A 23854-nucleotide genomic window follows, 5' to 3' on the forward strand; every position below is an offset into this window, starting at 1 on the left:
TATAATCTAGGAAAATTGCGTTTCGGGGAGGTCCACATGAAAACGTTCAAACTTGTATCGCTTCATGTAGAATCTGAAGAAGAAGTGCTAGAGGTTCCCATCGTTGATGGCTTGATCATTAACAAAGAAGATGAAAGAAGCTCGTGGCTTATTGAGGTTTACACTGACCAGAGTTTCCACGATAAGTTTAAGAAGCTTCACGACGATCAGACTGAGGTAATTGTTCATGCGATTATTACGAAAAAAGAAAATAATCCTGCCTTTTTCAAGATGAAGGTTTGCTCGGTAAAATTACTGACCGGCCATGTGAGCGCCCTATTGGATGGGATGTTAAAACTGACGCGTAGCGACTATGCTGAATTGCTGCTCGAGCACTTGATGGCTAGTGGCTTAACCGGGGACAAGTTGAAGGAAGAGTTCAAGCTCAAAATGAAAACTAGACCACCTATTACATCGAAAAAATAAGGGACAGGCTCCGATTACCGGGCCTGTCCTTCTTTTTGTGGGAACTTTTTACTCGTCCTTAGTATCAGCATCGTTGATATCTGTCTTATCTTCGATGATGTCTTCTTTAGGAGTGTTGTTATCCTTCACTGCGTCGCCATCATTATCTGTGTTCTTATCGTTTCCACCGTTGTTTAGATCACCATTGTCGTTGACGCCGTTATCGTTAACGCCATCGCCATTGTTGTCGTTCAGATTATCGTTCATGTCATTGTTTAGGTCATCGTTGACATCTGGATTTTCTACATCAACATCATCTTCCGGAGGCGGCTCCTGATCGTTGTTTGCGCAACCAGTTAGAAGCATTGCCGACAATAGTGTTCCACCAATTAACTTAAGTAGCTTTTTACTCATGAATAAAAGCCCCTTTCAATAAGAGTTTTTTTTGACCTTGTACATTGGTCTGCTGTTATGTTGCCCAATATTTGAAAAAACTCTCATTTTTACAGAAAAATTTTTGGGATCTATTTTGCAGGTGGGGTTAGTTGTGGTGGAATATGCGCGGAGTTTGCGGGTTTGTGGGCATTTTTTATAATCGGTTTTCATGGTCTTCGGGGTTGTGAGGGAAAATCTTCTGTTCTGCAAATAATTTCGTCTAACTGAGTGTTAATCTCTACTATCTGTTGAATAATCTCCCCCAATCTTGTATTAATTTCGTCCATTCTAAGGATAATACTTTTGATGATTCCGACGATTTTAAGTTTGGTAAGCACCGTTATCCACTATTTTTAAGCGACCTCTTTCCATTCCCGCCGAGTAGAGTGATAATCCCGCGGCTTTTCTTCAAAGTCCCGCGAACTCTGGCAATAATCCCGCGCGTTTTGCCGATTATTACGCGCGCCAGAATTTTCAGAACAAACAATAAAGCCGGCTCCCTCTCAAAAGGGAAGCCAGCTCATTCAAAATCCTATTCTTCTTTCTTTTCTCCTAAAGCAAACATCATTTCCAGTTCAACAGCTACTTCGCCGTCAACGGTTGCAACGCCTCGGCCTTTACCGATCTTTCCGCGGACACGAGTCATTTCAACTTCAAGGCGCAGCTGATCGCCCGGAACAACCTGACGCTTGATGCGGCAGTTGTCGATGCCTGCAAAGAATGCCAGGCGGCCACGGTTTTCTTCTTTTTTCAACATAGCGACTGCACCAACTTGTGCTAGCGCCTCGATGACAAGAACGCCAGGCATAACTGGATAGTCCGGGAAGTGTCCGTTGAAGAATTCTTCATTTGCCGTTACGTTCTTGATTCCAACCGCTCTTTGGCCTTCTTCGACCTCTAGGATTCTGTCCACCAACAAGAATGGATAGCGGTGTGGAATGATTTCTTTAATTTGATTGATATCTAACAATTTGTGACCTCCTCATAAGATAAGGTTATACTTTATTGTTATTTTACTATTAATCGCATACAAAAAGGAAGGGGTTTGTCCCCTTCCTGCTTATTTTTGTTTATTTACAAGGTCCACAACGTGTGTCCAAGTTGATTTATTGAAGACGTCAGTCGGTTTGCCGTCACCAAGAACGCCGTAACCTACCATGGCTCCAGCCGAGGCGCTTACGAATAGAAGGGCAAGGATGATAATCAGCCTGAGCCATATTGGAATAAGACGGATACGAATGCGCTTCTGCTTTACCCGCACTTCTCCCTCTGTTTGCTCTTTCTTTGCTTTTTTCAATTCCTCACGCGTTTTTGCTTCTTGGTTATTTAGTGACATTCCGATAATCCCCTTTAGCGAATCTGGTTAACAAGACCCATCATTTGATCTGATAAAGTAATTGATCTAGCTTGGAATTGGTAGGAGCGCTGCACATTGATCAGTTCAGTCATTTCTCTGCCCATGTCAACGTTCGATTGCTCGAGTACGCCTTGGTTAACAGCAATGCCGTTTCTCAATGCGCCATTCAATGCTGTAAAAGCAACGCCTTCACCCTGCCCCGCAAAATTAGCTGCCAGTCCAAGTAGATTATTTCCTTTTTGCTCAAAGAATTGCGGTTTATTAATCTGGATAACGCCTAGATTTGCAGTTTGCTGAGTACCATCAGCTTTCTCCGCAATGATTTGACCGTTTGCAGTGATTTTATAATTTTTTACGTCACCTGTAAACGTTATTGGATTATTATTTTCATCAAGAATCGGATTTCCCGTGCTATTCACGAGCATCGTTTCGTTTTCGGATACTGGTGAAAGTGAAAATGCCCCGTCTCTTGTGTACTGTACAGAGCTATTTGCACCATCCTGTACTAACACACTGAAATACTGATTTGGTGTTGTAAAAGCAACATCCAATGGTCTTTCAGTTGTTTTCAAGTTACCTTGGGTCATGTTGATTTGAACCTGGCCGAGTCTCGCACCAACACCTTGACGCAAGCCCATCGGCGTTAAGCGATTCGAATTCAACTCGTCCTGTTGAGGCTGAGTCTTGAACTCGCTGTATAGCAGGTCCGTGAATGTTGCGTCCCGCTTCTTATAGCCGGTTGTATCTATGTTAGCCATATTGTTGCTGATAATATCCATCTGTTTTTGCAGCTGGGATAACGTATTTGTGGCTGTAATCATCATGCGATTCATATCTCATATCCCCCTCAATGGACGTTTTTATTTTTAACCAACTCGTCCTATTTCGTTTGCTGCTTTTTCCATGCTACGATCATAGGCTTGAAGTACCTTTTGGTTCGCTTCGAAAGCACGGTAAGCTGTCAGCATATCTGTCATCGTTCTGCTTGCATCTACGTTCGAACGTTCCAAGAAACCTTGTTGCAGTTTGAATTGAGCACCTTGCTCGTTAAAAGCATTTGTAAGGGGCGTTCCGTCTTCCGTACGGAATAATCCGTCACCCTCTTTGATTAAGCGATTCGGATCTTGAGAGAATCCAATGCCTAGACGCGCTTGCTCACCATTTGCGCCTGTCAGCACACCTGCTTCATTGATTGAGAATTGATCACTAGAAAGCTGGATTTTTTGACCGCGGTCGTCTAGGACGAATAAGCCGCTGCCTGTTGTTAAAAATCCTGCATGATCAAGCGTGAAGTTTCCGTTTCTCGTGTAACGGGATGCGCCGCTTGGGTGCTGAACAGTAAAGAATACAGAACCTGTTGCACCGTCTTGGTTGGCAGGCATCACAACATCAAGTAATGATACATCTGTCTTTTTGTCTGTTTGCTGCAAGTCGCCCTGCAAGAAATTTGGCGCAATGTCTTGAACATATACACCAGAATTGATTGGGCCAATCGTTTTGTTATATGGAAGGTTTAAACCGTTTTCAGTTGGAATTGAATATTTGTCCATCTTTTGCAATAGCATCTCAGGAAAAGCACGAAGAGAGGCTTGGTCCGCTTTAAATCCTGGAGTATTCGCATTTGCCATATTGTTCGTAAGCATTTCCGTTCTGTGCTGCTGAGCAAACATTCCGGATGCAACCGTATAAAAGCCTTTGAACATGTTTTTCCCTCCTATGTGCATATCATTGAAGTAAATAAATCCGTGCAATTTAACAACTACTTATCTATTATAAAAAATTTTATTCAAATAAACATCAACTTTTTGCAGAAAAAGTCACTTTCAGTAAAAAAATGTATGTTCTTAGCGAAAAAATGGCGCAAATTCGCCATTTGATGAGGTTGTGTTAATTTATGTAAAACACTTTTTCATTTCACGTGTTGATTTCCGCTCCAATCAACAATGTGTCAAAATCATCAATGAACATATTTAAGAATAAAATAAAAATGCCAGGTACCATCCAAATCATGGACGGTGCCTGGCACTTTATCAATTATCCTAATCTGCGCTTTGGCAGTCTGTCGATGTTATCAAGCATGATGCCTGTTCCGATAGCTACGCAGTCCATTGGGTTTTCAGCGACTAGTACAGGAACTTTCAATTCTTCAGCAAGAAGCATATCAATTCCGTGCAACAGTGCGCCTCCTCCTGTCAGGATGACACCGCGATCGATGATGTCCGCAGATAGTTCAGGTGGTGTGCGCTCAAGAACGCTTTTCGCAGCCTGAACAATGACAGCTACCGATTCACGTAATGCTTGTTCGATTTCTTCGGAACGAACAGTAATCGTCCGCGGCAATCCGCTCACCATGTCACGACCGCGGATATCCAATTCCTCTGAACGAGAGCCAGGGAATACTGTCGCGATCTTGATCTTGATATCTTCTGCCGTACGCTCACCAATGAGGAGCTTGTACTCTCTCTTGATGTAGTTAAGGATTTCCATGTCGAACTTGTCACCGGCCATTTTTATAGAGGAAGAAGTCACGATATCGCCCATAGATAGTACCGCGACATCCGTCGTTCCTCCTCCGATATCCACAACCATGTTACCGCTCGGTTGGAAAATATCCATACCAGCACCGATTGCAGCCACTTTCGGCTCTTCTTCAAGGTAAATCTTCTTGCCGCCGCTTTTTTCAGCAGCTTCCTTGATTGCCTTTTGCTCAACGCTAGTAATGTTCGTTGGGCAGCAAATCAAGATTCTTGGCTTAGATAAAAAGCCTTTTACGTTCAATTTATTAATAAAGTGTTTTAACATTGCTTCCGTCACATCAAAGTCAGCGATAACGCCGTCTTTTAATGGGCGAATGGCAACAATGTTCCCTGGTGTACGTCCAACCATTTTACGAGCTTCTTCACCAACAGCCAAAACACGGTTCGTATTTTTATCAATAGCCACAACTGATGGCTCATTTAAAACAATTCCTCGACCTTTTACGTGGATCAACACATTTGCCGTCCCTAAATCAATCCCAATATCCCTAGCAAACATCGTAATTCCTTTCCTCCTCAACGAATCCATTTACTACTCTAATAGTTTATTTTAGCACAATCATTTCGAATTCCATACCTTTTGTCAAAAAATGTTGAAATTTTTACGGATTGTGTGTTAAGGAGGATGTAAACTTATAAAAAGACATTGTTACTTGACTGGTTCGCCTTCCCTTTCTTCCTTCTGGTACTTCATCTTTGTGGCTTCACCACCGCGCAAATGGCGGATCGATTTATGGTAATCTAAAATTTCTTTCACTTCATTCGCAAGCTCAGGATTAATTTCAGGAAGTCTCTCAGTTAGATCTTTATGGACTGTACTTTTGGATACGCCAAACTCCTTCGCAATGACGCGAACCGTTTTTTTCGTCTCCACGATATACTTTCCAATCTTGATAGTTCTCTCTTTGATGTAATCGTGCACACTCTCGCCCTCCCCAAATTGGATGTGAGAAGTGTGAAATGAGACTCGCTTTTCTCCCCGACGAGTTACTGAATCCGCAAGAAGGCTTCAGGCTTTTTTTCAGATACCACATTGCCAGTTCCTTTTTGCGGCAGAAGGTTAATTGCCCCTTCAACAACCTACCATGAATAATCATATCCCCGACAACATTCCCGTTGTTTTCAAACGATTCCTCACCTCAAACACTCTCTTTACAAGGTTTGTATCAGTGTATTAGCTTGGGTAGGGATATATGCACAAATTTGCATAGAAACGCAACTGTCTGCTGGACTCCATTTATAATCTTGTTGAGCACCCGCACGATTCGACAAAAAGGCGAATCCCAGCAACGCCTTGACGTGACTAGGATTCGCCTTATTTAGCGACATCATTATCAGATTATTTCCCAAGAAATTTGTCGTAAAAATCATTCAATGTTACCAAGCAGAAATGCAGCCATCTGTTCGTTTTTCAGTGCCACCAACGAGCACTCCTGTCTCAGGATTTCGGACAATTACTTGACCGCGCCCGAAACCTCCCGAATCGTGCGAAACTTGAATTTCATGTCCCTTTGCTACAAGTTGCTTAATCAAGTAATTTGGAAAATCTTGTTCAACCTCCACCTTCTTACCAGAAATCCACTGCCATCTTGGTGCGTCCAAGGCTGCTTGAGGATTAAGCTTGAAATCAATCAAGTTCATAGCCACTTGAACATGCCCTTGTGGCTGCATGTATCCACCCATCACACCAAATGGTCCGACTGCTGCCTCTCCCTTTGTGATGAAGCCTGGAATGATTGTATGATACGTCTTTTTACCTGGCGCTAGAGCGTTAACGTGATCAGCATCCAGTGAGAAATCATGACCTCGATTCTGCATTGCAATCCCTGTCCCAGGTACAACAACGCCCGAACCGAAGCCCATATAATTGCTTTGGATAAAAGAAACCATATTTCCATCACCGTCTGCTGTGGCCAAATAGACGGTACCACCTTTCGGAAGCATGCCAGGTTCAGGAATCCTTGCTGTTTCTTGCAATTTGGCACGAGCTTCCGCTCCAAAGCTTTCAGAAAGCAAATCTTCGACTTTGGCTTTCATCTCTGACGGATCCGTTACATATGCTTTGCCATCTGTGAAAGCCTGTTTGATGGCTTCGAGTTGAAGGTGAACAGTATGTACATCTTCCTTCTGCTTGAACTCATACCCTTTTAAAATATTGAGCGCCATTAATGCCACAATTCCTTGACCATTCGGTGGAATCTCCCAAATGCGATAGCCATTATAATCCACTCCGATTGGATCAACCCACTCCGGACGGTATGATTGTAAATCTTCTTTTGCCAAGAAACCGCCCGCATTAGCGGAGGCTTTTGCGATTTTTTCTGCTAGATTTCCACGGTAAAAGCTTTCTGCATTCGTTTCCGCGATTTCTTCCAGTGTGTTTGCATGATCCTCTGAACTCCAGATCTTGGCTATTTCAGGCGATTTGCCATTTGGAGCAAAGACGCGGAACCATTCTTCAAATTCCTCACCTTTCAAACGTTCCTTATAAACTTGTGAGGCACGTTCCCAGTTTGAAGCCAATATCGGGGAGACTGGATAGCCGTTTCGAGCGTAATCAATTGCTGGTTTCAGCACTTCTTGCAACGGCAGTTTTCCAAAACGGCGGGAAAGTTCTGCCCACGCTGCCGGAGCACCTGGTACTGTTACCGGAATCCAGCCGTGCACTGGCATATCCTTGTGTCCAAGCTCTTTTACTTTTTCAATTGATATGTTTTTTGGTGCAGGTCCGCTTGCGTTCAAGCCATAAAGCTCATTCTTCATCCAAATGAGCGCAAACGCGTCACCGCCAATGCCGTTTGAAGTGGGTTCTACCACTGTGAGGCATGCCGCTGTTGCAATCGCAGCATCGACAGCATTTCCGCCTTTTTTCAATATATCAAGTCCTGCCTGTGCAGCAAGCGGCTGAGAAGTAGCCACCATACCATTGCGGGCAACTGTTGCCATTCTTTGTGAACGATATGGATAATGGAGCATCCTGAAACCTCCCCCTCCTTTTCAAAAAGCTGTTTTCGCATAGATGCTTTCTTTTACGATTAGAGCAAAAACACGTAAAGATTCTAATTTCGTGCTCTCTTCCTCAAAATAAAATTCTAAACGCAAAATCTCGTCTGACTAATCCAATAACAACAAAGTTTACGAAAAGAGCTTATCCAAAAATTATAACAAACAGCGGTGGAATCTGTCTAAAAGTTCAGACTTTTAAGAGAGATGAAAAAACGGCACTTCCATTAAGAAGTACCGCTAGTTGATGCTTTATAAGATTTTTCTTCCGAGCTGCCCAAGAGCATATAGAATCCCATGTTGTAAGGTTTGAAAACAATCGAATTTAGAGAAATTAATATTCGATTCGGATATCGCTTTCCCAAGTTCTGCTGAAATTCCCACAAGGACCGTTTTCGTCCCAATTAGTGAAGCCGCAGAACCAATTTTATTAATCAAGCTGGTTGTATGCTCGCTGATATCCTTATCAAGTGCCGTTAAGTCAAGAATGAGATAGTTTGCCTGATGGGATGGTAAGTTGGTTAATGTTTTAATCACCAATTCCTCTGAACGTTCCTCATCGTATTTACCAATCAAAGGAACGACGACGATTCCATCGAGAACTGGAATGATGGGTGACGATAGTTTTTTGACTAATGCCTTCAATTCTCGAGTCTTCTCTTCCACAATCGCTTCTAAATGGAGAATTTGCTGCGATTCCTTTTTTCTAGCCAATTGATGAATATTATTCGCAACTGTAATATCTGTAGGAAAATATTCAATCACACTGTATTCATGTCCATCAAGTTGATCTTGAACAACCTTATACCAAGTATTTGAACCGAATAATCCTGTGAAAATCCCTGCATAATGGGCAGCGAGAAAATTTGTACTTTTGTTTTTCTCTTGAGCCACGTTGATTTTATGCTCCCAACTGTCCTTAAGATGGACTGTAAGCGTTTTTGATTCAGCATCTAAATCCTTGATTTCAGTACGTCCCCATCCAGCCGAGGCATATGTATTCGTGATGACCTCTGTTGCCTGAAAGACGTTGATATCCTTCATATTTTGAAAGTATTCGCCTACGACTAGGCCTTGACGGAATCCTGTTGTTTCAAATACTAGATTCGAGGATTCTTCCCCAGAAATTTCTTCAATTGTATCGAAGAAGGTTTTCATTGCGCTAGAAATCCAGAAAAGTACAGCATCTTGTCCTTCAAAGAGGAAACGTCCATTCTCTAAATCCCAACCAAAATCGAGTCCACCTATATTAATGTTTGAATCCATAGAATCTCCTTTTATTTTGTAGATTTGTCGTTCCAATATATTATTTTCATTATAGCGAGTCCCAAAACATTCGTCCAAAATTAGCGTTTGTACTACTTATTGTTCTCTACCGTTTCGACTATTATTTATTGCCTTTATCTCCATTCTAGTTGAATTTGCTAGAATCGAAAAAAAGCCAAGGCAACATACACCTTGACTTCATGCTTCTACTGCTTCAATTGTTCAAAAATCTTCTTCACTTTTTTAACCGGGACTTGAGAGCCTTTCCGCTTTCCAACATCCTCAATCATCATGGCAATCATGTGCGTTGGCTGTTCCGCTCCATAGGCGACAAACCAGCCATTTTCCGTTCCTTTTTCACCTTGCTTCAACTTCAACTCCGCTGTTCCTGTTTTACCTGCCAGCGGATAGCCTGGGATTTCCGCAGAATGTGCCGTACCACTCGCATCAGAAACGACTTTTCGCAAGCCACCTGCAATCGCCGTCACTGCTTCCGGGGTCATCACGCCTTCTTTTAACACCTGACTCTTCGGCTCGTCAAAGAGAAGCGTCGGCATGATCATCTTCCCTTGATTAACAAGCGGTGTATAAGTCGCCAACAAATGAACAATGCTCATTTCGATTTGGCCTTGGCCATAACCAGAATCGGCTAAGAGGATATCCGTATCCAAACCGCCGATTTTCGAAGATTCCAGCGGAAACGGATACTTCAGCTCTTGTTCGAATGCGAATTCCTTCAATCCTGCCGCGAACTTGTCTTTGCCAATTGCAAGTGCTGCTTGAGCAAAATAAATATTATCGGAAGCCACCAACGCCTCCTCTAAATTTACCGGTCCCCTCGATTCGTGAACCCTTGTCACGTTGTAGTTACCCCATGACTTATCCTTTTGCCACTTTAATCCTGTAATCGGCAACTCCTGATCTGCTGTCAGGGTATTATTTTTAAGCGCAATGGCAGCTGTGATCGGCTTCATCACCGAACCCGGCGCGTAAGTTTGCTTGAATCTCGTCATCAATGGCTGTTTTTTATCTTCCTCAAGTACCTTCCATTCATCCTTAGAAAGCCCTAGCACCATCTTATTCGGATTAAAACTTGGACTGCTCGCCAATGCCAGCGTCTCACCTGTGAAAGGATCAATCACCGCCGCAGTGCCTGCTTCTCCCTTCAGTTCTGCAAACACCTTTTGCTGCGTCTCCACATCTATCGTCAGCTTCACCGTTTTTCCGTTCTCAACCGGTTTTTCCGCCAAAGTCACCTCACGTCCACCGACTTTCGTAATCGTGATTTTCACACCATCTTTACCCTTTAGCTCATCCTCAAACACTTGCTCAAGACCACGTTTACCGACGACATCATTGCTCGTATACCCTTTACCTTTCAGCTTTTCCAAATCATCCGCCGTCACAGGACCCACATAACCAATCAAATGCGCAGCGACTTCACCTAGCGGATACGCTCGTGTCTCCACCTTCTTCGTTTGAACCGGCACCAATTCGACCAACTGGGCGACCAATTCCTTCTCATCCATCGAAATCTTCTTCAACGGGACAAAATAGCTCGGCTTCACCCAAGAAGCCGTCATGGCTTTATCGATTTGCTCAGGGCTCATCTTCAACAATGTCGAAAGCTTTGCCTTATCTGCGTCCGTCATTTTTTCAGGAATCACGCCTACCTCATAAGCGAGCCCATTAAAAGCAATCGGATTATCATGACGATCCACAATACTGCCGCGCTCCGCCTCAAGGGTACTTACCCCTATTTTCGCACCCTTTTCCAACTCTGGAAAAATGAACGTAGGGCTCCACTCAATATACCAGTTCGCTTTATCATCCCGTTCTTCCCTTGTAACACGTGCCATCTGATCGAACGCGATTTCTCCTGCCAAGCTGTTCATCTTCGCAGAAAACTTATATTCCATCTCTTCCGCTTTTTCATCGCGCTCTTCCTTCGGCTTTTTGAAGTTTACCTTTAAATCTGTAATTTCAAGATCGTTATAAATCTTCTCGTGCCTGCTTATAAATTCTTTTTTTGTCACCAACTCTTTTGCATCTTTTGATAAGTAGTCGTACATCTTATCAAACTTCTTCTCATTCCAAAGCTTTATGTATTGTGCAAACCGTTCTTCAGGCTGTGGTTCTTTGCTGCATCCGACAATCATCAGCAACATCGTCAATATGATCAGGAAAATCCGTTTCATCCTAGCCCCTCCCTTTTGTCATATTTTAACACAAATTAAAAACCAGATGAGGGTTCAACGTACGCAAAAAAGAGGAAGGTTTCCCCCTTCCTCTCTTATTGCCTTATGGAAAGCTAACGCTGCAAGTCACACATCACTCTACGATTGTATACGTTTATGTTTCGTGACTCCTCGCACTGCTTGATTAAGAGTTTTCGTTATCTAAGGAATCAGAAGACTCATCTGATGGTTCTTTAATTTCAGATGGATTTTCGTCATCTGCTGAATCTTTCTTATCGTCTGCGCTACCATCTTCAGATTTGCTATCATCCGCTGATTTACCAGCGTCACCATCTTCAGATGATTCTTGTTTTTTACCAGCAGCAGGAATTTTAGCTTCCTGTAATGCGCTTAATGACTTTTCAAAATAGTCAATTGGATTTACAGCAACATTGTCTTTACGAATTTCGAAATGTACATGTACTCCAGCTTTTTCATTGAACAAGCTTTGACCAGCCTTAGCAAGAGCTTGACCTTGTTTCACTTCATCGCCAACCTCGACCTTGATGTCTTTAACTGATTGATATTGTGTTACAATACCTTTGTCATGTTCGATTTCAATGACGTTACCAAGAAGTGAATCTTCTTCTACTTTAGTTACGGTTCCGCTCATCGCTGCTACTACATCAAATGCCTCGCCGCTTTTTAGAGCGATATCAATCCCTGTGTTTGGATGATACGTATTGTTGTAGAATACTAATGCTGCTTCTTGCTGTTCTTTCTTGCCTTCGAAATCATAGAATTGCTTTTGCACTACTGCATCTGCGTTTGTGACAGGCATTTTGAAGTTTTCTAATGCACGGTTTACCTCGAGTGATGGCTGGTTGAAACCTTTACCAGGTACATCTGTCGCATTGTAATCGTACATCTTAGACTTCTCATTAACATTACCGCTGCTTTGATACCAAAGTAGACCTGTTAGAATGATAGCAGCACTTGCAATATAAACGGCTGGAAATACCCAACGCTTTTGGAAAAAGCGCTTGAAACTGGAGTTTTGAGAAGATCGCTTGTTTTCTTCCTCTCTCATTTTACATCACCTCAGCAACAGTCTGAACAGATTGAGAGAAATATATACCACAGCCGAAAAAATTTTTTTCCACTTATTTTTCGACAAGCCCTTTCTTTTTATACATGTTTATTATAAAAATTTTTATGAGGTGTTTTTTATGAAAATCTTAAAATGGCCGTTGCGCCTTCTACCCTTCATTTACATGGCTCTGATCTGGATGATGTCGAGTTTGCCATCCAATCAATTCGTCGAGCTTCCCGCTTCCGACGTTGACCATTTTATGAAAGAATCACTGCACTTAATTGAATTTGGAATCCTGTATATGTTGTTTGTGGTTGCCGTCCTATCTACCGGGCGTGAACTGACACCACGCCTTAACATGGTGTTGGCTCTGATTTCGATCCTTTACGGACTAACAGATGAAATTCATCAATCGTTCTATCCATACCGCTCTTCCACTTTAATTGACTTCGTGAAAGATACCATTGGCGTTTCAGTCGGCTACTTCTTTGTAAGTCGCGCGCTTTTCAGAGGAAAGTTTGTAAGGTTGCAGAAAGTCTTGGAGTTGTTTAAAGCTTAATGCTTAAGGCCGCTGATAAACGCGGCCTTTTTTTGTGCCGGTTGGGTGGAGGTTGGAGGTTTCTAGGATTCTTAAAGCTATGTGACGGGAAGGTAACCGTAGAATATTTCGTAATTCTGTATTATTAATCGTGGATTTAATAATAAGTAAATAATCTTTAATATATTGTTCTACAACAATCTTGTGGATCTTGCGACAATGGAGACATTTCCAATTCCCCCTAAACACTGGTAAAGGACGGTAATTACAGACAGGACACCTAAGGCCTGAAAACAATTCCTCCTCTTTAATATCGTAAATTTTCATGAGTTCTGGTACATGTGGAGTGTGCTTGGCCAAAAGTTGTCGCGTCAATTTACGTAAATCTTTGTGGTTAAGTACATCTTTTGTGAAGCACTCTTCTAATTTGTTGATTCGATTGAGTAATTTATCAGGGTGGGAAACCGTATTATAGAGGCTTTGTTTACCGGGGTTCGTGGAAAGGATGGTACGTGGCTGGCTGATGACTACGAGGCACTTAATGGGAGGCATAGGAATCTTTTCATTTTGCAGCCATCTGGTGAGCTGCCGTTGCTGATGCTCGGCTTGGCTGATGGGATCTTGGAACCCCTCTTTCTTTTCGTTACTAGTTCTGATGAGTTGTCCCGCTTCTTGGTCAAAAAACAATGTCCCGTATATATTTTTGATTTCAATGATGATCGCTAAGCTTGCTGAAACGAGGAGCGTATCAATTTGGAAGTACTTTCTGCCATTCGTCAGCCTTAAATCATGAAAAATAAGATACTATTTTTCTGGTAGGAAGTCTAGATAATCGTCGATGGACTCCTCACCTCGAAATCCTGCCTCTCTCCTCGCAAGTTCTGCCTCGATCGATGGTCGTTTCGGATGATTTTTGGGAAGCCATCGTAAAATTGCCTGCAACATCGTAATTCTGAGCGGAATCGTTCTATTTTTTACAATCAATTTCATCAGCACCTTTCTTTTAAAAGAGAATTCTTGGTGCCGATAATGGTTTCCTGCTCAAATCTGAGGTCAGAAGTGTCAAACTCGTGTCCAAATGAAGTTACCTTTTTGTATGTGAAAAACTTTTGTTATGTTCGCGCAGATATTTGCGGTCTTTTTGAGATTTATGCGGTCTTTTTTTCATATTTGTTATGTTCAGCAACTTTTATGCTTACTTCTTAATATTCAGAAAACTAACCCTATCTAAAACACCTCATATTTAAGCTAAAATCTCAATATTTACGCCGCGCCAAAATCAAAGTGCAGACTTCATTAGATGCGCTCCCTTCATAGCGCAAACTTCAACAGAAAACAAAACCCCGCCACTTCTTTGTGCCGATAATGGCTATCTGCTCAAATCTGAGGTCAGAAGTGTCAAACTCGTGTCCAAATGAAGTTACCTTTTTGTATGTGAAAAACTTTTGTTATGTTCGCGCAGATATTTGCGGTCTTTTTGAGATTTATGCGGTCTTTTTTTCATATTTGTTATGTTCAGCAACTTTTATGCTTGCTTCTTAATATTCAGAAAACTACCCCTACTTAAAACACCTCATATTTAAGCTGAAATCTCAATATTTACGCCGAGGAAAAGTCAAAGTGCAAACTTCATTAGATGTGCTCCCTTCATAGCGCAAACTTCAACAGAATACAAAACCCCGCCACGTGAATGGCGGGGTTCATCATACCAATCTTATTTTTTCGCGGTGATGGTGGAGAGTGATTGTGCGGCGGAGGAGATTTCCACGCCTTGATAGTAATGCTGGACGATTTGCTTGTAGTTCTTGCCTTCTGACGCCATTCCGTTCGCGCCATACTGACTCATACCGACTCCGTGCCCGTAGCCTTTCGTTTTGACGACGATTTGGTTGCCTTTGCGCTCCCAAGTGAAGTCGGATGATTTCAACTCAAGTTTTTCACGAATATCTTTGCCGGTCAGCACCTTGCCATTAAAATCGACTTTGCTGACGCGTTTACCGGCTGTGCGTTCGGTGATTTTTCCGATTGTTGCTGCATCGCCAAGTTTGACGCCGAGCCTGTTTTCAAATTCCTTCACTGTATAAATGTTTTCAGAACTGAATTTCTCTGTTCCCACGTCCCAAGGGCTTTCTACACTTCGTAAATAAGGAAATGCGTTGGACCAATAGTCCTCGGAGTTTTCGGTAAACCCGTTGCTGGTGGAGAAAAAGGTGGCCGTGATCGCTTCACCTTTATACGTTAAGATTTGCCCGCTCGTTGCTTTCACGGCATCGAGGATCTTTTTCTTTTTCCAACTGTAGTCCTTGCCCCAGCTTTTCTGAAGTTCAGCGTCACTTCTGTACACTTGATGGAATTCCGTGTCGGAAACGTCGGCACCCTCTGGCAATCCTATCTTTTCTTTCGTGAGCATTTGTTTGACGTAATACGTCCGTGCAGTCAATGCCTGAGCCTTCAAAGCCTCCATCTCGAAATCGGCGGGCATTTCCGCTGCCACTACCCCTACCAAATATTGTTCGAGAGGAACCTTTTCAATCACCTCTTTCGCTGCCCTGAAAACCGCTACGTCTATTGCAGCATCGGCGGAAGCCTCCTGTGATTGCGCCTCTTCAACTGGCTGTTTCAGCTCTTCTCCCAGTTTGCCGTTGACCTTTTCTTCTGAAAAAGGCAGCACGAGCACCGATGGGACGATTAAAGTGACTGCGAATAGGATGACTGCTAGAACGAGTAGTGGTTTTATTTTTTTCATAAAAAAAAGCCTCCAGTTTGAAAAGTTAACGGCCTAAAGAATTGGCTTCGTCTCATTTCATCCTATGGCTCGGGACAAGCATTTATGACTAAAATCGGATGTCTGCCTTAGACAAATCGTCTATCAAAAGAAAAGCGCAAGCGCCCTGTTCAGCCCCGACAGGCATAAGACGAAGCGTGCAGGAAATCCTGATTTCTGGAGCGCTTTGGCTTATGACCCAGAGGGGCTGGGCGCTGAAGCTAGACAGTTAACTTCGTTATATTTTATACTTTCTTATTTGTTAAAAACAAAAAACCGAGTCGACTTCTTGTCAGACATCTGACAGCAAGTTTCCTCGGCTTTCCTCATTCGCTAGAGTCTGATGACTCTGGGCGATCTTTATGCGTTCATATCAGAGATATACGTTTGTTCCATTTCAACTGTTTCATCGACTTCTGTTACGCGTTCGATGTCAGCACCAAGTGCTTCGAGTTTCTTGTGGAAGTCAACATATCCGCGGTCTAAGTGTTTAAGCTCAGTAACGCGTGTCATGCCGTCAGCTACTAATCCTGTTAAAATTAACGCTGCTGCTGCACGAAGATCCGTTGCAGCTACCTCAGCACCTTGCAAGTCCGCACCGCCAGTCATAATCACAGAGCGGCCATCAATTTTGATTTCAGCGTTCATGCGACGGAATTCTTCCACATGCATGAAGCGGTTTTCAAATACCGTTTCAGTGATCATGCTCGTTCCTTCTGCGCGCAATAGCAATGCCATCATTTGAGATTGCATATCTGTAGGGAAACCTGGGTGTGGCATCGTTTTGATGTCGACAGCCTTTAATTTTTCAGGACCAATAACGCGTAGTCCATCTTCTTCTTCATGAATCTCAACGCCCATTTCTTGCATCTTAGAAACTAAAGATGAAAGGTGGTCATTCACTGCGCCTCTCACTAGAACGTTACCGCCAGTGATTGCAGCAGCTACCATGAAAGTTCCTGCTTCGATACGGTCTGGAATCATAGTGTGGTCTGCACCGAATAGTACATTTACACCTTCAATTGTAAGAGTTCCAGTGCCAGCACCTGTCACTTTAGCACCCATGCTGTTCAGGAAGTTTGCTAAATCAACGATTTCTGGTTCTTTAGCTGCATTTTCGATGATTGTTGTGCCATCTGCAAGTGTTGCAGCCATCATAATGTTTTCAGTCGCGCCAACGCTTGGGAAGTCTAAATAAACTTTAGCACCCTTTAGGCGGCCGCCTTCTGCTTCTGCTTCAATGAAGCCGTTACCGACTTTCACATTTGCACCCATAGCTTCAAAGCCTTTAAGGTGCTGATCAATAGGACGGGAACCGATTGCACAGCCACCTGGTAAGGCAACGCGTGCACGGCCATTCCGTGCTAATAATGATCCCATGACTAATACGGAAGCGCGCATTTTGCGCACATATTCAAATGGTGCTTCAACTTTTAACTCTCTGGATGCATTTACAACAACTCGATTATCTTTAAACTCCACTTCGGCGTTTAAATAGCGTAATACTTCATTGATCGTATATACATCGGAGAGAGTTGGCACATTGCGAATTACGCTTTTTCCATCACTTGCTAATAGTGTTGCAGCGATTACTGGCAAGACGGCATTTTTTGCCCCTTCTACTTGAACGGCACCGTTCAGCCTTCTACCGCCGCGGACGATGATTTTTTCCAAAAGTATTCCCCTCCGCGTCCAAATTCTCTATATTAATATTCAATCGTAATGATCGGCGTGCCAACTACAATGGTAGTCTTAGCGCCCAATCCTTGGGAACGTACGGCAATTTGCAAATTCATGTTATCTTTTTCGGACTGAATCGACTCAGCAAACTTAGGTGAAAAAGCCGAAACCGATATAAATGTATCTTCCTTTAACGCTTCTATTTCTTTCGCATTAAATCTTGACAGCACTTTATTTACTGAATTAGGTAAAGCCGAATCAATCTTATCACTGAAAACGCCTTTCATACAAGAGAAAATTGTAGGATTTCCACGAAATATGTTCGACAATCTCGGTTCAAAATGCTTAGACAAGAAAGCTTCTGATTCCTTGCTCCATTTTTGACCCTTAACTTCATAAACCATATACGCATCGATCTTGTCATTTGTGAGGGTTGCAATCATTTGAAGTTTTTCTTGGTGGTGTTTAGAAGCTGGAGAAACTGCTATAACTTCCCATTTGTGACCGTCGGAAGTTTCCGACCATTGCCACTTTGGAAATTTTTCTTGCAGTTGTGTTACGTATTCTTCAACTTCACGGTCACTCTTAAAAGAAAGCAAATGCTCACGTGCATGAAAAGTCCATTCATTGAGTAAAATATTTTCGTCCTTCAGAACAGTCGCGATTGTCTGTAAATCTAATTCTTGATTAGCTACAGTCGTCATATTCCCAAGTTGACTCATAATAAAACCAATAATGACAATTATTGATAAAATAAACTTTGTTTTCATATCTATAACCCCTCTCCCCTTAATAACATTGTTACCAGGGAGACAAGGAGCATACTTGGGAATTGTCGTCACTTTTTGACAAGCTTCTGTTCCTTGCAACTCGTAAAGAGCACAAAGAGAATTGTACTGAAAAAGTGTCCTCATGAAAACATGCTTGAAGACCTAAATTTCAAAGAAATTGATATTTTGTAAAATTAGCGGAAGTTGCTGGGACCAGAGAAGATAATTAAGGAAAAAATTGCTGACAGTTGAGCCGAGGACAATGGCTAATAATATATATAGTACGCGCGCCTGCACCACATGGTTCTTACGAAGCAACTTTTCAAAGTTAAAAGCTTGAATAGCCCACCATGACAAGGCAATGAACGCGATATGAACGACAATACTGACAAGAGCTTGAGTACCAAAACCAGTAATCATATCCGACCTCCTTTTCTTCCTTTTATAGATTACAACGTTTTAAGATTTGAGGCAAAAAACAATCCACTAAATTCGTAAAATAAATCAGGAATATTAAATTAATGTTACGAGTATGTTGCAATTTACAATTATTTACCATGACGAATTCCCTACTCCTATGGGGTATTCATAGTTGTTTTTTGATTTAACAGCGGTTGTGGAAATTTAACGGCGGTTACGCTCACTCTAACGGCGCTTAGAGAATGTTTAACGGCGGTTACAAACTATTTAACGAGTTTTCGACAAAACGGGGCCCAGACCACAAAAAAAGAAGGAGGTACGGCCTCCTTCTTCGTGTATCTATTCATTCCCCTTTGAATCTAGGACAAGAACTTCCCCCAAAGTTCCTTTCCTTCTCCCGTGAAAAACTTCTATTTAGCCTAAGAAATCCTGGAATTGATTGAAGTGTTCGTGAATAAAGTCGAGCCCGACGTTTGGTGCTACCCCTAATAGCACGGTTGCGATCAAGCAAATTCCTAACACAACAAGGATGGTGGCTGGTGCTTTAATTTTTTCATCGCTAGCAGATGGACGGAAGAACATTTGTACCATGATACCGAAATAGTAGAAGTATGAAACGACTGTTGTCGCGATCATAACAGAACCAAGTACATAATGTGCTTCATTTTCCACAAACGCACCCATGAAGATGTTTAGTTTTCCAATGAATCCAGCTGTGCCTGGGAAACCAGCCAATGAGATGATCAAGACTCCGAATGCTACAGCGAGTAGCGGTGCACGACGGTAAAGCCCTGCGTAAGCGCTGATTTCTCCTGAACCTGTTTTTTCCTCGATCAACTGAATGATAGCGAAAGCACCGATATTCATGAATAAGTATGCTGCTAGGTAGAACCAGATTGCATCAAACATGAAGAAGCTCATGGATGCAAAAGCAACTAACACGTAACCTGCATGCGCAATACTTGAGTAAGCGAATAAGCGCTTGATGTTGGATTGACGTAAAGCAATGACGTTTCCAATCACCATTGTAGCTGCCGCGATGAATGCGATGTAGTCTTGCATTTTAAGTAGGATTGGCATTGTACCAGGTCCTTCTGCCGGTGTAATACCAAAAACAGAAAGCAACACTCGAATCACTAGCACAAATCCTGCCGTTTTAGAAACAACGCTCAGGAATGCTGTAACCGGCGTTGGTGCACCTTGATACACATCTGGAGCCCACATGTGGAACGGTGCTGCTGCCAATTTGAATGACAAGCCTACAAAGATCATTAAGAAAGCTAAACTTAGCAAGTACACGTGCTGCGGGTCACTTAGAGTGGCCAATGCACTTGTCATGCCTTTAAGATTTGTTGTGCCTGTTAGTCCGTATACATAGCTCATCCCAAACAAAGTAATCGCTGTGGAAATTCCGCCATTGATGACGTATTTCATCGCTGATTCATTTGATTGAAGATGATGCTTGCGAATCCCCGCTAAAATATAAGAAGAAATCGACAATAATTCCAAACCAACAAACAAGGTGATCAAATCGCCACTTGATGCCATAAACATCGCACCAAGTAAGGCAGTCAGGAACAGGTAGTAGAACTCACCGTGAGCTTCTTCCATCCCGTCCTTCTTCTTGTAGCTAATTGCAAGCATCAACACAAGTGCCGAACCTGCAAGTAACAATAGCTTAAATGCCTTGCCGAATGCATCTAGGCGGAATGTGTCCGCTAAGATACTGACAACTGGCTCATCAACCATTCCAAGAAGTGTTACGATGGCTGCAGCAATACCTGCAACGCCTATCCAGCCAAGGATCTTTCGGTCGATCGATTTTGGCATAAATAAATCTAATAATGAAAGGATGGTGGCAACACCAAGGATGATGAATTCGGGTGCCATGGCGCCCCATTCAAATGATAGCAATACGTCCATATCCATCGTTCATCACCCTCCTAATCCAAGCATGATAGTTTCTAATGTCGTCTTCAATGGTGTGCTCAGAACAGTCGGGTAAACACCGATCAGCACAATCAAGCCGACCAAGGTTACAACAGGAACAAGCTCAATACCTTTTAAGTCTGTCATACTCGCAAATTCGCGATGTGCTTTTCCAAAAGTAATGCCAAGAACCGCACGTAGCAGATATACAGCCGTCATGATGATACCGATTGTTCCGATTGCTGCTAGGACAGGCTGTTCTTCGAATAAACCGAGGAAGGCCATGAACTCACTGACAAATCCGGACATTCCTGGCAGTCCAAGTGATGCCATTGCAGCTGCAAGCAAGACTCCTGATAATATTGGCATTCCTTTAGCCAGTCCGCCAAGGTTATCGATTAATGATGTGCCTACGCGCTCATAGAATGAGCCGACAAGGAAGAACAATAGTGCCGAAATTAAACCGTGGGAAACGACTTGGAAAATCGCTCCTTGGACTCCTGCTTCGTTCATTGCTCCAAGACCGATCAACACAATCCCCATGTGCGAAATGGAAGAATACGCAAGCACCATTTTGAAGTCTTTTTGTACAAATGCTAGGAATGCACCGAATAACAGGTTAACAACACCAAGTACGGCTAAAATAAACGCCATTTTTTCAAATTGCTCTGGGAAAATCCCCATTCCAAAGCGGATTAGACCAAATGCCCCAATTTTCAAAAGAATCCCTGAGTGAAGCATAACGATTGAAGGCGGCGCTTGAACGTGAACCTTCAGCATCCAGCTGTGCAAAGGGAAAATCGGAAGCTTTACTCCGAATGCGACTAGAAGCGCAATGAATAAGCCGTATTTCGCACTCTCTGAAATAGGTGAAACAATCTTTGCATCTGGCGTATTGATGAACGCCGTTAGCGCTTCAATATTCGTTGTACCCGTACGAGCAAACAGCACCATGATGACGATTAACAGGATTGCTGATCCAAGACCGTTATAAATCAAGAAGCTGTAAGCCGCTTTTTCTTTTTCAAAATAACCCCACTTCCCGATCAAGAAGAACATTGGAATCAATGTTACTTCAAAGAAAACGAAGAAGAGGATTAAGTTTTGCGCAGTGAAAACTCCAAGCATACCTATCTCAAGCAAGAGGAATAGCATGAAATAGCCTTTCCACTCCTTCTTGATACGGAAGGAAGCAAGAGCCGCCAATGTCGATAATACGGCCGTTAAAACGACCATGAGCATTGAGAAGCCATCCACGCTCAGTTCATAGTAAACGGCGAAAAGGTATTCATCGACACCCTTCATGCCTCCGAATTGAATCCATGGAACTTTTACCGAAAAATCGGCTAGCGCTTTTCCAGCCAAGTAGTGGAAATAAACCGCTAACGATAGCAAAAGTGCCGGAAGCGTCGCCAAGAAACCAATTCGTTTGATTGTCTTTTCATCCGTTTTAGGGAGAAAAGCAAGTACTAGCATACCTAATAAAGGGGAGAATACTAGGATGGACAAAACATACGTTAAATTCATTTTAAGTACCCCCCTGTTAAAGCAAAAATCAAAACTAGAACCGCAAGACCGACGAAAGCCATTGCTCCGTACGTCTGCACCTGCCCTGTTTGAAGCTTCGAACCAGTACGTCCAAGCGTTTGAACGAAGCCAGAAATCGCCTTCACAACTCCTTCAACCAGGAATACATCAATCATTCTTAAGAAGTAGCTAACTCCTTTTGTAAAATTAACTACTGTTAAGCTGTAGAATTCATCGATGTAGTATTTGTTGTAAAGGATGTTGTAGATTGTAGGTGCTCCTCCGCTCAGCCAGTCACGCGCAATAGAGCGCTTGCCGTACATGAGATAAGCAAGGAAGATTCCTGCCAGAGAAACGACTGTTGCCACAATCATGATCCAAATTGGACCTTCGATGTGACCGTGCCCAAGTGCTTCATTTCCTTCAGTCAGCCAATCGCCAAGGAATGTACCAAACCAAGGAGTGTTCACGTATCCAGCAACTACAGCAAGAACGCCAAGCACCATCATCGGAACGGTCATCGTTGCCGGTGACTCGTGAACCTTCTTCAAGTCTCCCTTGGCTGGGCCAGTGAACACCATAAAGAATAAGCGGAACATATAGAAAGCTGTAAAGAATGCGGCAATCAAGGCAAGTAAGAACAAGACCGGATGACCATTTTCCCATGCAGCAATCAAAATCTCTTCTTTACTGAAAAATCCCGAGAACAACGGCACACCGCTGATTGCGAGTGTTCCGATTAAGAATAATGGGCCTGTTAAGCGCAGCTTTTTCCAAAGACCGCCCATTTCCTCGATGTTTTGTGTGTGAACGGCATGAATGACGCTTCCTGCCGCCAAGAACAATAGTGCTTTGAAGAATGCATGCGTCATCAAGTGGAACACACCCGCCACATAGCCTGCAGATCCTAGCGCAAGCATCATGTAACCGAGTTGGCTCACCGTTGAGTAAGCTAACACTCTCTTAATATCTGTTTGGACAAGACCAATGCTTGCTGCAAAAATCGCTGTGAAAGCACCAATCACCGCAACTGTCATCATCGCCGTTTCACTCGCTACAAATAGCGGGAACATCGCCGCTACCAAGTAAACACCGGCAGCAACCATCGTCGCAGCATGGATTAATGCTGAAACAGGCGTTGGGCCTTCCATTGCGTCTGGAAGCCATGTGTGAAGCGGGAACTGACCTGATTTACCCACTGCCCCGACGAATATAAGGATCGCCGTTAATGTAATCATGCTAGCTGAAATCGCGCCTTCTTCAACTGCTGCGAAAATCGCGTCATATTCGAAGCTGCCAACCTGCCAGAATAATAGAATCATCCCGATTAGTAGACCAACATCCCCGATACGAGTCATGATAAAGGCTTTTTTTGCAGCCTGTCTTGCTTCATCTTTGTAAAAATAGAAACCGATCAGTAGGAATGATCCTACCCCGACAAGTTCCCAGAAAATATACGTTTGTAATAAGTTAGGTGAAAGCACCAAACCTAGCATTGCAAACGTAAACAAACCTAAATATGCATAGAATACCGGGAAGCGCTCATCGCCGTGCATATAACCTTTTGAGTATGTATGTACTAGACAGCTTACGAGCGATACGATAAACAGCATTAATGCATTTAACTGATTCACTTCAAAGCCCGCTGTTAATTGAAGCTCCCCTATTTTCAGCCAGACCGTTTCAGCCTTGTAAGTCGATTCTGTCAAACGTTCGAACAGAACCATGATGGAAAAGGCTAAAGCAGCGAGCGTAAGGATGATCCCCACGTGTGCACTGGCTTCTTTCAGCTTCTTGCCGAATAGTAGAAGAATCAAGAAAGACAAAAGCGGGAAAAGCGGTATGATCCATGCTAATTCCATCACTATCACAATCCCCTTTTTTAAACGCGCTGTTTGCTGCTGATTTCTAATA

The 23854-nt window shown here is 42.9% G+C and carries 23 protein-coding genes; 2 read left to right on the top strand and 21 right to left on the bottom strand.

Going from position 1 to position 23854, the window contains the following annotated elements:
- The first annotated feature begins 36 nt into the window (after positions 1–36).
- On the top strand, positions 37–465 hold the full coding sequence (locus BMZ31_RS14315) for a YwpF family protein (RefSeq protein WP_090832582.1): 429 nt from the start codon (positions 37–39) through the stop codon (positions 463–465).
- 48 nt (positions 466–513) lie between these two features.
- On the opposite strand, the gene BMZ31_RS14320 is transcribed toward BMZ31_RS14315, so the two are convergent.
- The 12 genes from BMZ31_RS14320 to BMZ31_RS14370 form a co-directional block, all read right to left on the bottom strand.
- On the bottom strand, positions 514–858 hold the full coding sequence (locus BMZ31_RS14320) for a hypothetical protein (protein ID WP_090832583.1): 345 nt from the start codon (positions 856–858) through the stop codon (positions 514–516).
- 188 nt (positions 859–1046) lie between these two features.
- Entirely contained in the window at positions 1047–1217 is a 171-nt protein-coding gene (locus tag BMZ31_RS20555) for a hypothetical protein (protein WP_217644044.1), read from the bottom strand.
- Between the two features lie 194 nt (positions 1218–1411).
- Positions 1412–1849 carry a 3-hydroxyacyl-ACP dehydratase FabZ gene (gene fabZ, locus BMZ31_RS14325; protein WP_090832585.1) on the bottom strand — a complete coding sequence of 146 codons (438 nt, stop codon included), beginning with the start codon at positions 1847–1849 and terminating at the stop codon, positions 1412–1414.
- A 90-nt stretch (positions 1850–1939) separates the two neighbouring features.
- The gene (locus BMZ31_RS14330) at positions 1940–2215 is read right to left on the bottom strand and encodes a DNA-directed RNA polymerase subunit beta (protein ID WP_090832587.1); all 276 of its coding nucleotides are present in this window, start codon (positions 2213–2215) and stop codon (positions 1940–1942) included.
- Positions 2216–2229: 14 nt separating this feature from the next.
- Positions 2230–3069 (bottom strand): flagellar hook-basal body protein, encoded by an 840-nt coding sequence (locus tag BMZ31_RS14335; protein ID WP_090832589.1) that lies wholly within the window; start codon positions 3067–3069, stop codon positions 2230–2232.
- Between the two features lie 33 nt (positions 3070–3102).
- Complete coding sequence (locus BMZ31_RS14340) at positions 3103–3939, bottom strand: flagellar hook-basal body protein (protein ID WP_090832590.1); 837 nt, start codon at positions 3937–3939, stop codon at positions 3103–3105.
- A gap of 331 nt (positions 3940–4270) precedes the next feature.
- Positions 4271–5272 carry a rod shape-determining protein gene (locus BMZ31_RS14345; RefSeq protein ID WP_090832592.1) on the bottom strand — a complete coding sequence of 334 codons (1002 nt, stop codon included), beginning with the start codon at positions 5270–5272 and terminating at the stop codon, positions 4271–4273.
- A 150-nt stretch (positions 5273–5422) separates the two neighbouring features.
- Positions 5423–5695 (bottom strand): sporulation transcriptional regulator SpoIIID, encoded by a 273-nt coding sequence (spoIIID, locus tag BMZ31_RS14350; RefSeq protein WP_090832594.1) that lies wholly within the window; start codon positions 5693–5695, stop codon positions 5423–5425.
- A gap of 455 nt (positions 5696–6150) precedes the next feature.
- Positions 6151–7749 (bottom strand): gamma-glutamyltransferase family protein, encoded by a 1599-nt coding sequence (locus BMZ31_RS14355; protein WP_175478131.1) that lies wholly within the window; start codon positions 7747–7749, stop codon positions 6151–6153.
- A gap of 279 nt (positions 7750–8028) precedes the next feature.
- Complete coding sequence (locus tag BMZ31_RS14360) at positions 8029–9042, bottom strand: STAS domain-containing protein (RefSeq protein ID WP_090832596.1); 1014 nt, start codon at positions 9040–9042, stop codon at positions 8029–8031.
- 206 nt (positions 9043–9248) lie between these two features.
- Complete coding sequence (locus BMZ31_RS14365) at positions 9249–11240, bottom strand: penicillin-binding transpeptidase domain-containing protein (RefSeq protein WP_090832597.1); 1992 nt, start codon at positions 11238–11240, stop codon at positions 9249–9251.
- Between the two features lie 184 nt (positions 11241–11424).
- Positions 11425–12309, bottom strand: a complete 885-nt coding sequence (locus tag BMZ31_RS14370) for a stage II sporulation protein SpoIIQ (protein ID WP_090832599.1) — start codon at positions 12307–12309, stop codon at positions 11425–11427.
- A 184-nt stretch (positions 12310–12493) separates the two neighbouring features.
- Here BMZ31_RS14370 and BMZ31_RS14375 point away from each other — a divergent pair, with 184 nt between their 5' ends.
- A complete protein-coding gene (locus BMZ31_RS14375; RefSeq protein ID WP_254778836.1) occupies positions 12494–12871 on the top strand; it encodes a VanZ family protein in 378 nt (125 codons plus the stop codon).
- 3 nt (positions 12872–12874) lie between these two features.
- Here the strand turns inward: BMZ31_RS14375 and BMZ31_RS14380 are convergent, their stop codons facing one another.
- From BMZ31_RS14380 to nuoL, 9 genes are all read right to left on the bottom strand, one after another.
- Positions 12875–13648 (bottom strand): nuclease-related domain-containing protein, encoded by a 774-nt coding sequence (locus tag BMZ31_RS14380; RefSeq protein ID WP_090832603.1) that lies wholly within the window; start codon positions 13646–13648, stop codon positions 12875–12877.
- Between the two features lie 6 nt (positions 13649–13654).
- The gene (locus BMZ31_RS14385) at positions 13655–13834 is read right to left on the bottom strand and encodes a hypothetical protein (protein WP_090970907.1); all 180 of its coding nucleotides are present in this window, start codon (positions 13832–13834) and stop codon (positions 13655–13657) included.
- A 730-nt stretch (positions 13835–14564) separates the two neighbouring features.
- Positions 14565–15596 (bottom strand): stage II sporulation protein D, encoded by a 1032-nt coding sequence (gene spoIID / locus BMZ31_RS14390; RefSeq protein WP_090832607.1) that lies wholly within the window; start codon positions 15594–15596, stop codon positions 14565–14567.
- A 378-nt stretch (positions 15597–15974) separates the two neighbouring features.
- Positions 15975–17288: a UDP-N-acetylglucosamine 1-carboxyvinyltransferase gene (murA, locus tag BMZ31_RS14395; protein WP_090832608.1), complete on the bottom strand. Its 1314-nt coding sequence runs from the start codon at positions 17286–17288 to the stop codon at positions 15975–15977.
- A gap of 32 nt (positions 17289–17320) precedes the next feature.
- Complete coding sequence (locus BMZ31_RS14400) at positions 17321–18064, bottom strand: YwmB family TATA-box binding protein (RefSeq protein ID WP_090832610.1); 744 nt, start codon at positions 18062–18064, stop codon at positions 17321–17323.
- Between the two features lie 162 nt (positions 18065–18226).
- A complete protein-coding gene (locus BMZ31_RS14405; protein ID WP_090832612.1) occupies positions 18227–18484 on the bottom strand; it encodes a DUF1146 family protein in 258 nt (85 codons plus the stop codon).
- 414 nt (positions 18485–18898) lie between these two features.
- A complete protein-coding gene (nuoN, locus tag BMZ31_RS14410) occupies positions 18899–20413 on the bottom strand; it encodes an NADH-quinone oxidoreductase subunit NuoN (protein ID WP_090832613.1) in 1515 nt (504 codons plus the stop codon).
- Between the two features lie 6 nt (positions 20414–20419).
- Positions 20420–21940, bottom strand: coding sequence for a complex I subunit 4 family protein (locus BMZ31_RS14415; RefSeq protein ID WP_090832615.1), 1521 nt, complete (start codon positions 21938–21940; stop codon positions 20420–20422).
- Positions 21937–23805 carry an NADH-quinone oxidoreductase subunit L gene (gene nuoL / locus BMZ31_RS14420; protein ID WP_090832617.1) on the bottom strand — a complete coding sequence of 623 codons (1869 nt, stop codon included), beginning with the start codon at positions 23803–23805 and terminating at the stop codon, positions 21937–21939. Before nuoL ends, BMZ31_RS14415 begins: the two co-directional genes overlap by 4 nt.
- Positions 23806–23854 lie beyond the last annotated feature (49 nt).

The sequence above is a fragment of the Bacillus sp. cl95 genome, from assembly GCF_900115925.1.
GTDB lineage: Bacteria > Bacillota > Bacilli > Bacillales > Cytobacillaceae > Neobacillus_A.

Coding starts and splice junctions, on each gene's coding strand:
- BMZ31_RS14360 (WP_090832596.1), bottom strand. CDS start 9,042: ATGGATTCAAACATTAATATAGGTGGACTCGATTTTGGTTGGGATTTA.
- BMZ31_RS14340 (WP_090832590.1), bottom strand. CDS start 3,939: ATGTTCAAAGGCTTTTATACGGTTGCATCCGGAATGTTTGCTCAGCAG.
- BMZ31_RS14405 (WP_090832612.1), bottom strand. CDS start 18,484: ATGATTACTGGTTTTGGTACTCAAGCTCTTGTCAGTATTGTCGTTCAT.
- BMZ31_RS14355 (WP_175478131.1), bottom strand. CDS start 7,749: ATGCTCCATTATCCATATCGTTCACAAAGAATGGCAACAGTTGCCCGC.
- BMZ31_RS14335 (WP_090832589.1), bottom strand. CDS start 3,069: ATGAATCGCATGATGATTACAGCCACAAATACGTTATCCCAGCTGCAA.
- BMZ31_RS14330 (WP_090832587.1), bottom strand. CDS start 2,215: ATGTCACTAAATAACCAAGAAGCAAAAACGCGTGAGGAATTGAAAAAA.
- BMZ31_RS14370 (WP_090832599.1), bottom strand. CDS start 12,309: ATGAGAGAGGAAGAAAACAAGCGATCTTCTCAAAACTCCAGTTTCAAG.
- BMZ31_RS14365 (WP_090832597.1), bottom strand. CDS start 11,240: ATGAAACGGATTTTCCTGATCATATTGACGATGTTGCTGATGATTGTC.
- BMZ31_RS14415 (WP_090832615.1), bottom strand. CDS start 21,940: ATGAATTTAACGTATGTTTTGTCCATCCTAGTATTCTCCCCTTTATTA.
- nuoN (WP_090832613.1), bottom strand. CDS start 20,413: ATGGATATGGACGTATTGCTATCATTTGAATGGGGCGCCATGGCACCC.
- spoIID (WP_090832607.1), bottom strand. CDS start 15,596: ATGAAAAAAATAAAACCACTACTCGTTCTAGCAGTCATCCTATTCGCA.
- BMZ31_RS14375 (WP_254778836.1), top strand. CDS start 12,494: ATGGCTCTGATCTGGATGATGTCGAGTTTGCCATCCAATCAATTCGTC.
- BMZ31_RS14315 (WP_090832582.1), top strand. CDS start 37: ATGAAAACGTTCAAACTTGTATCGCTTCATGTAGAATCTGAAGAAGAA.
- BMZ31_RS14345 (WP_090832592.1), bottom strand. CDS start 5,272: ATGTTTGCTAGGGATATTGGGATTGATTTAGGGACGGCAAATGTGTTG.
- BMZ31_RS14320 (WP_090832583.1), bottom strand. CDS start 858: ATGAGTAAAAAGCTACTTAAGTTAATTGGTGGAACACTATTGTCGGCA.
- BMZ31_RS14400 (WP_090832610.1), bottom strand. CDS start 18,064: ATGAAAACAAAGTTTATTTTATCAATAATTGTCATTATTGGTTTTATT.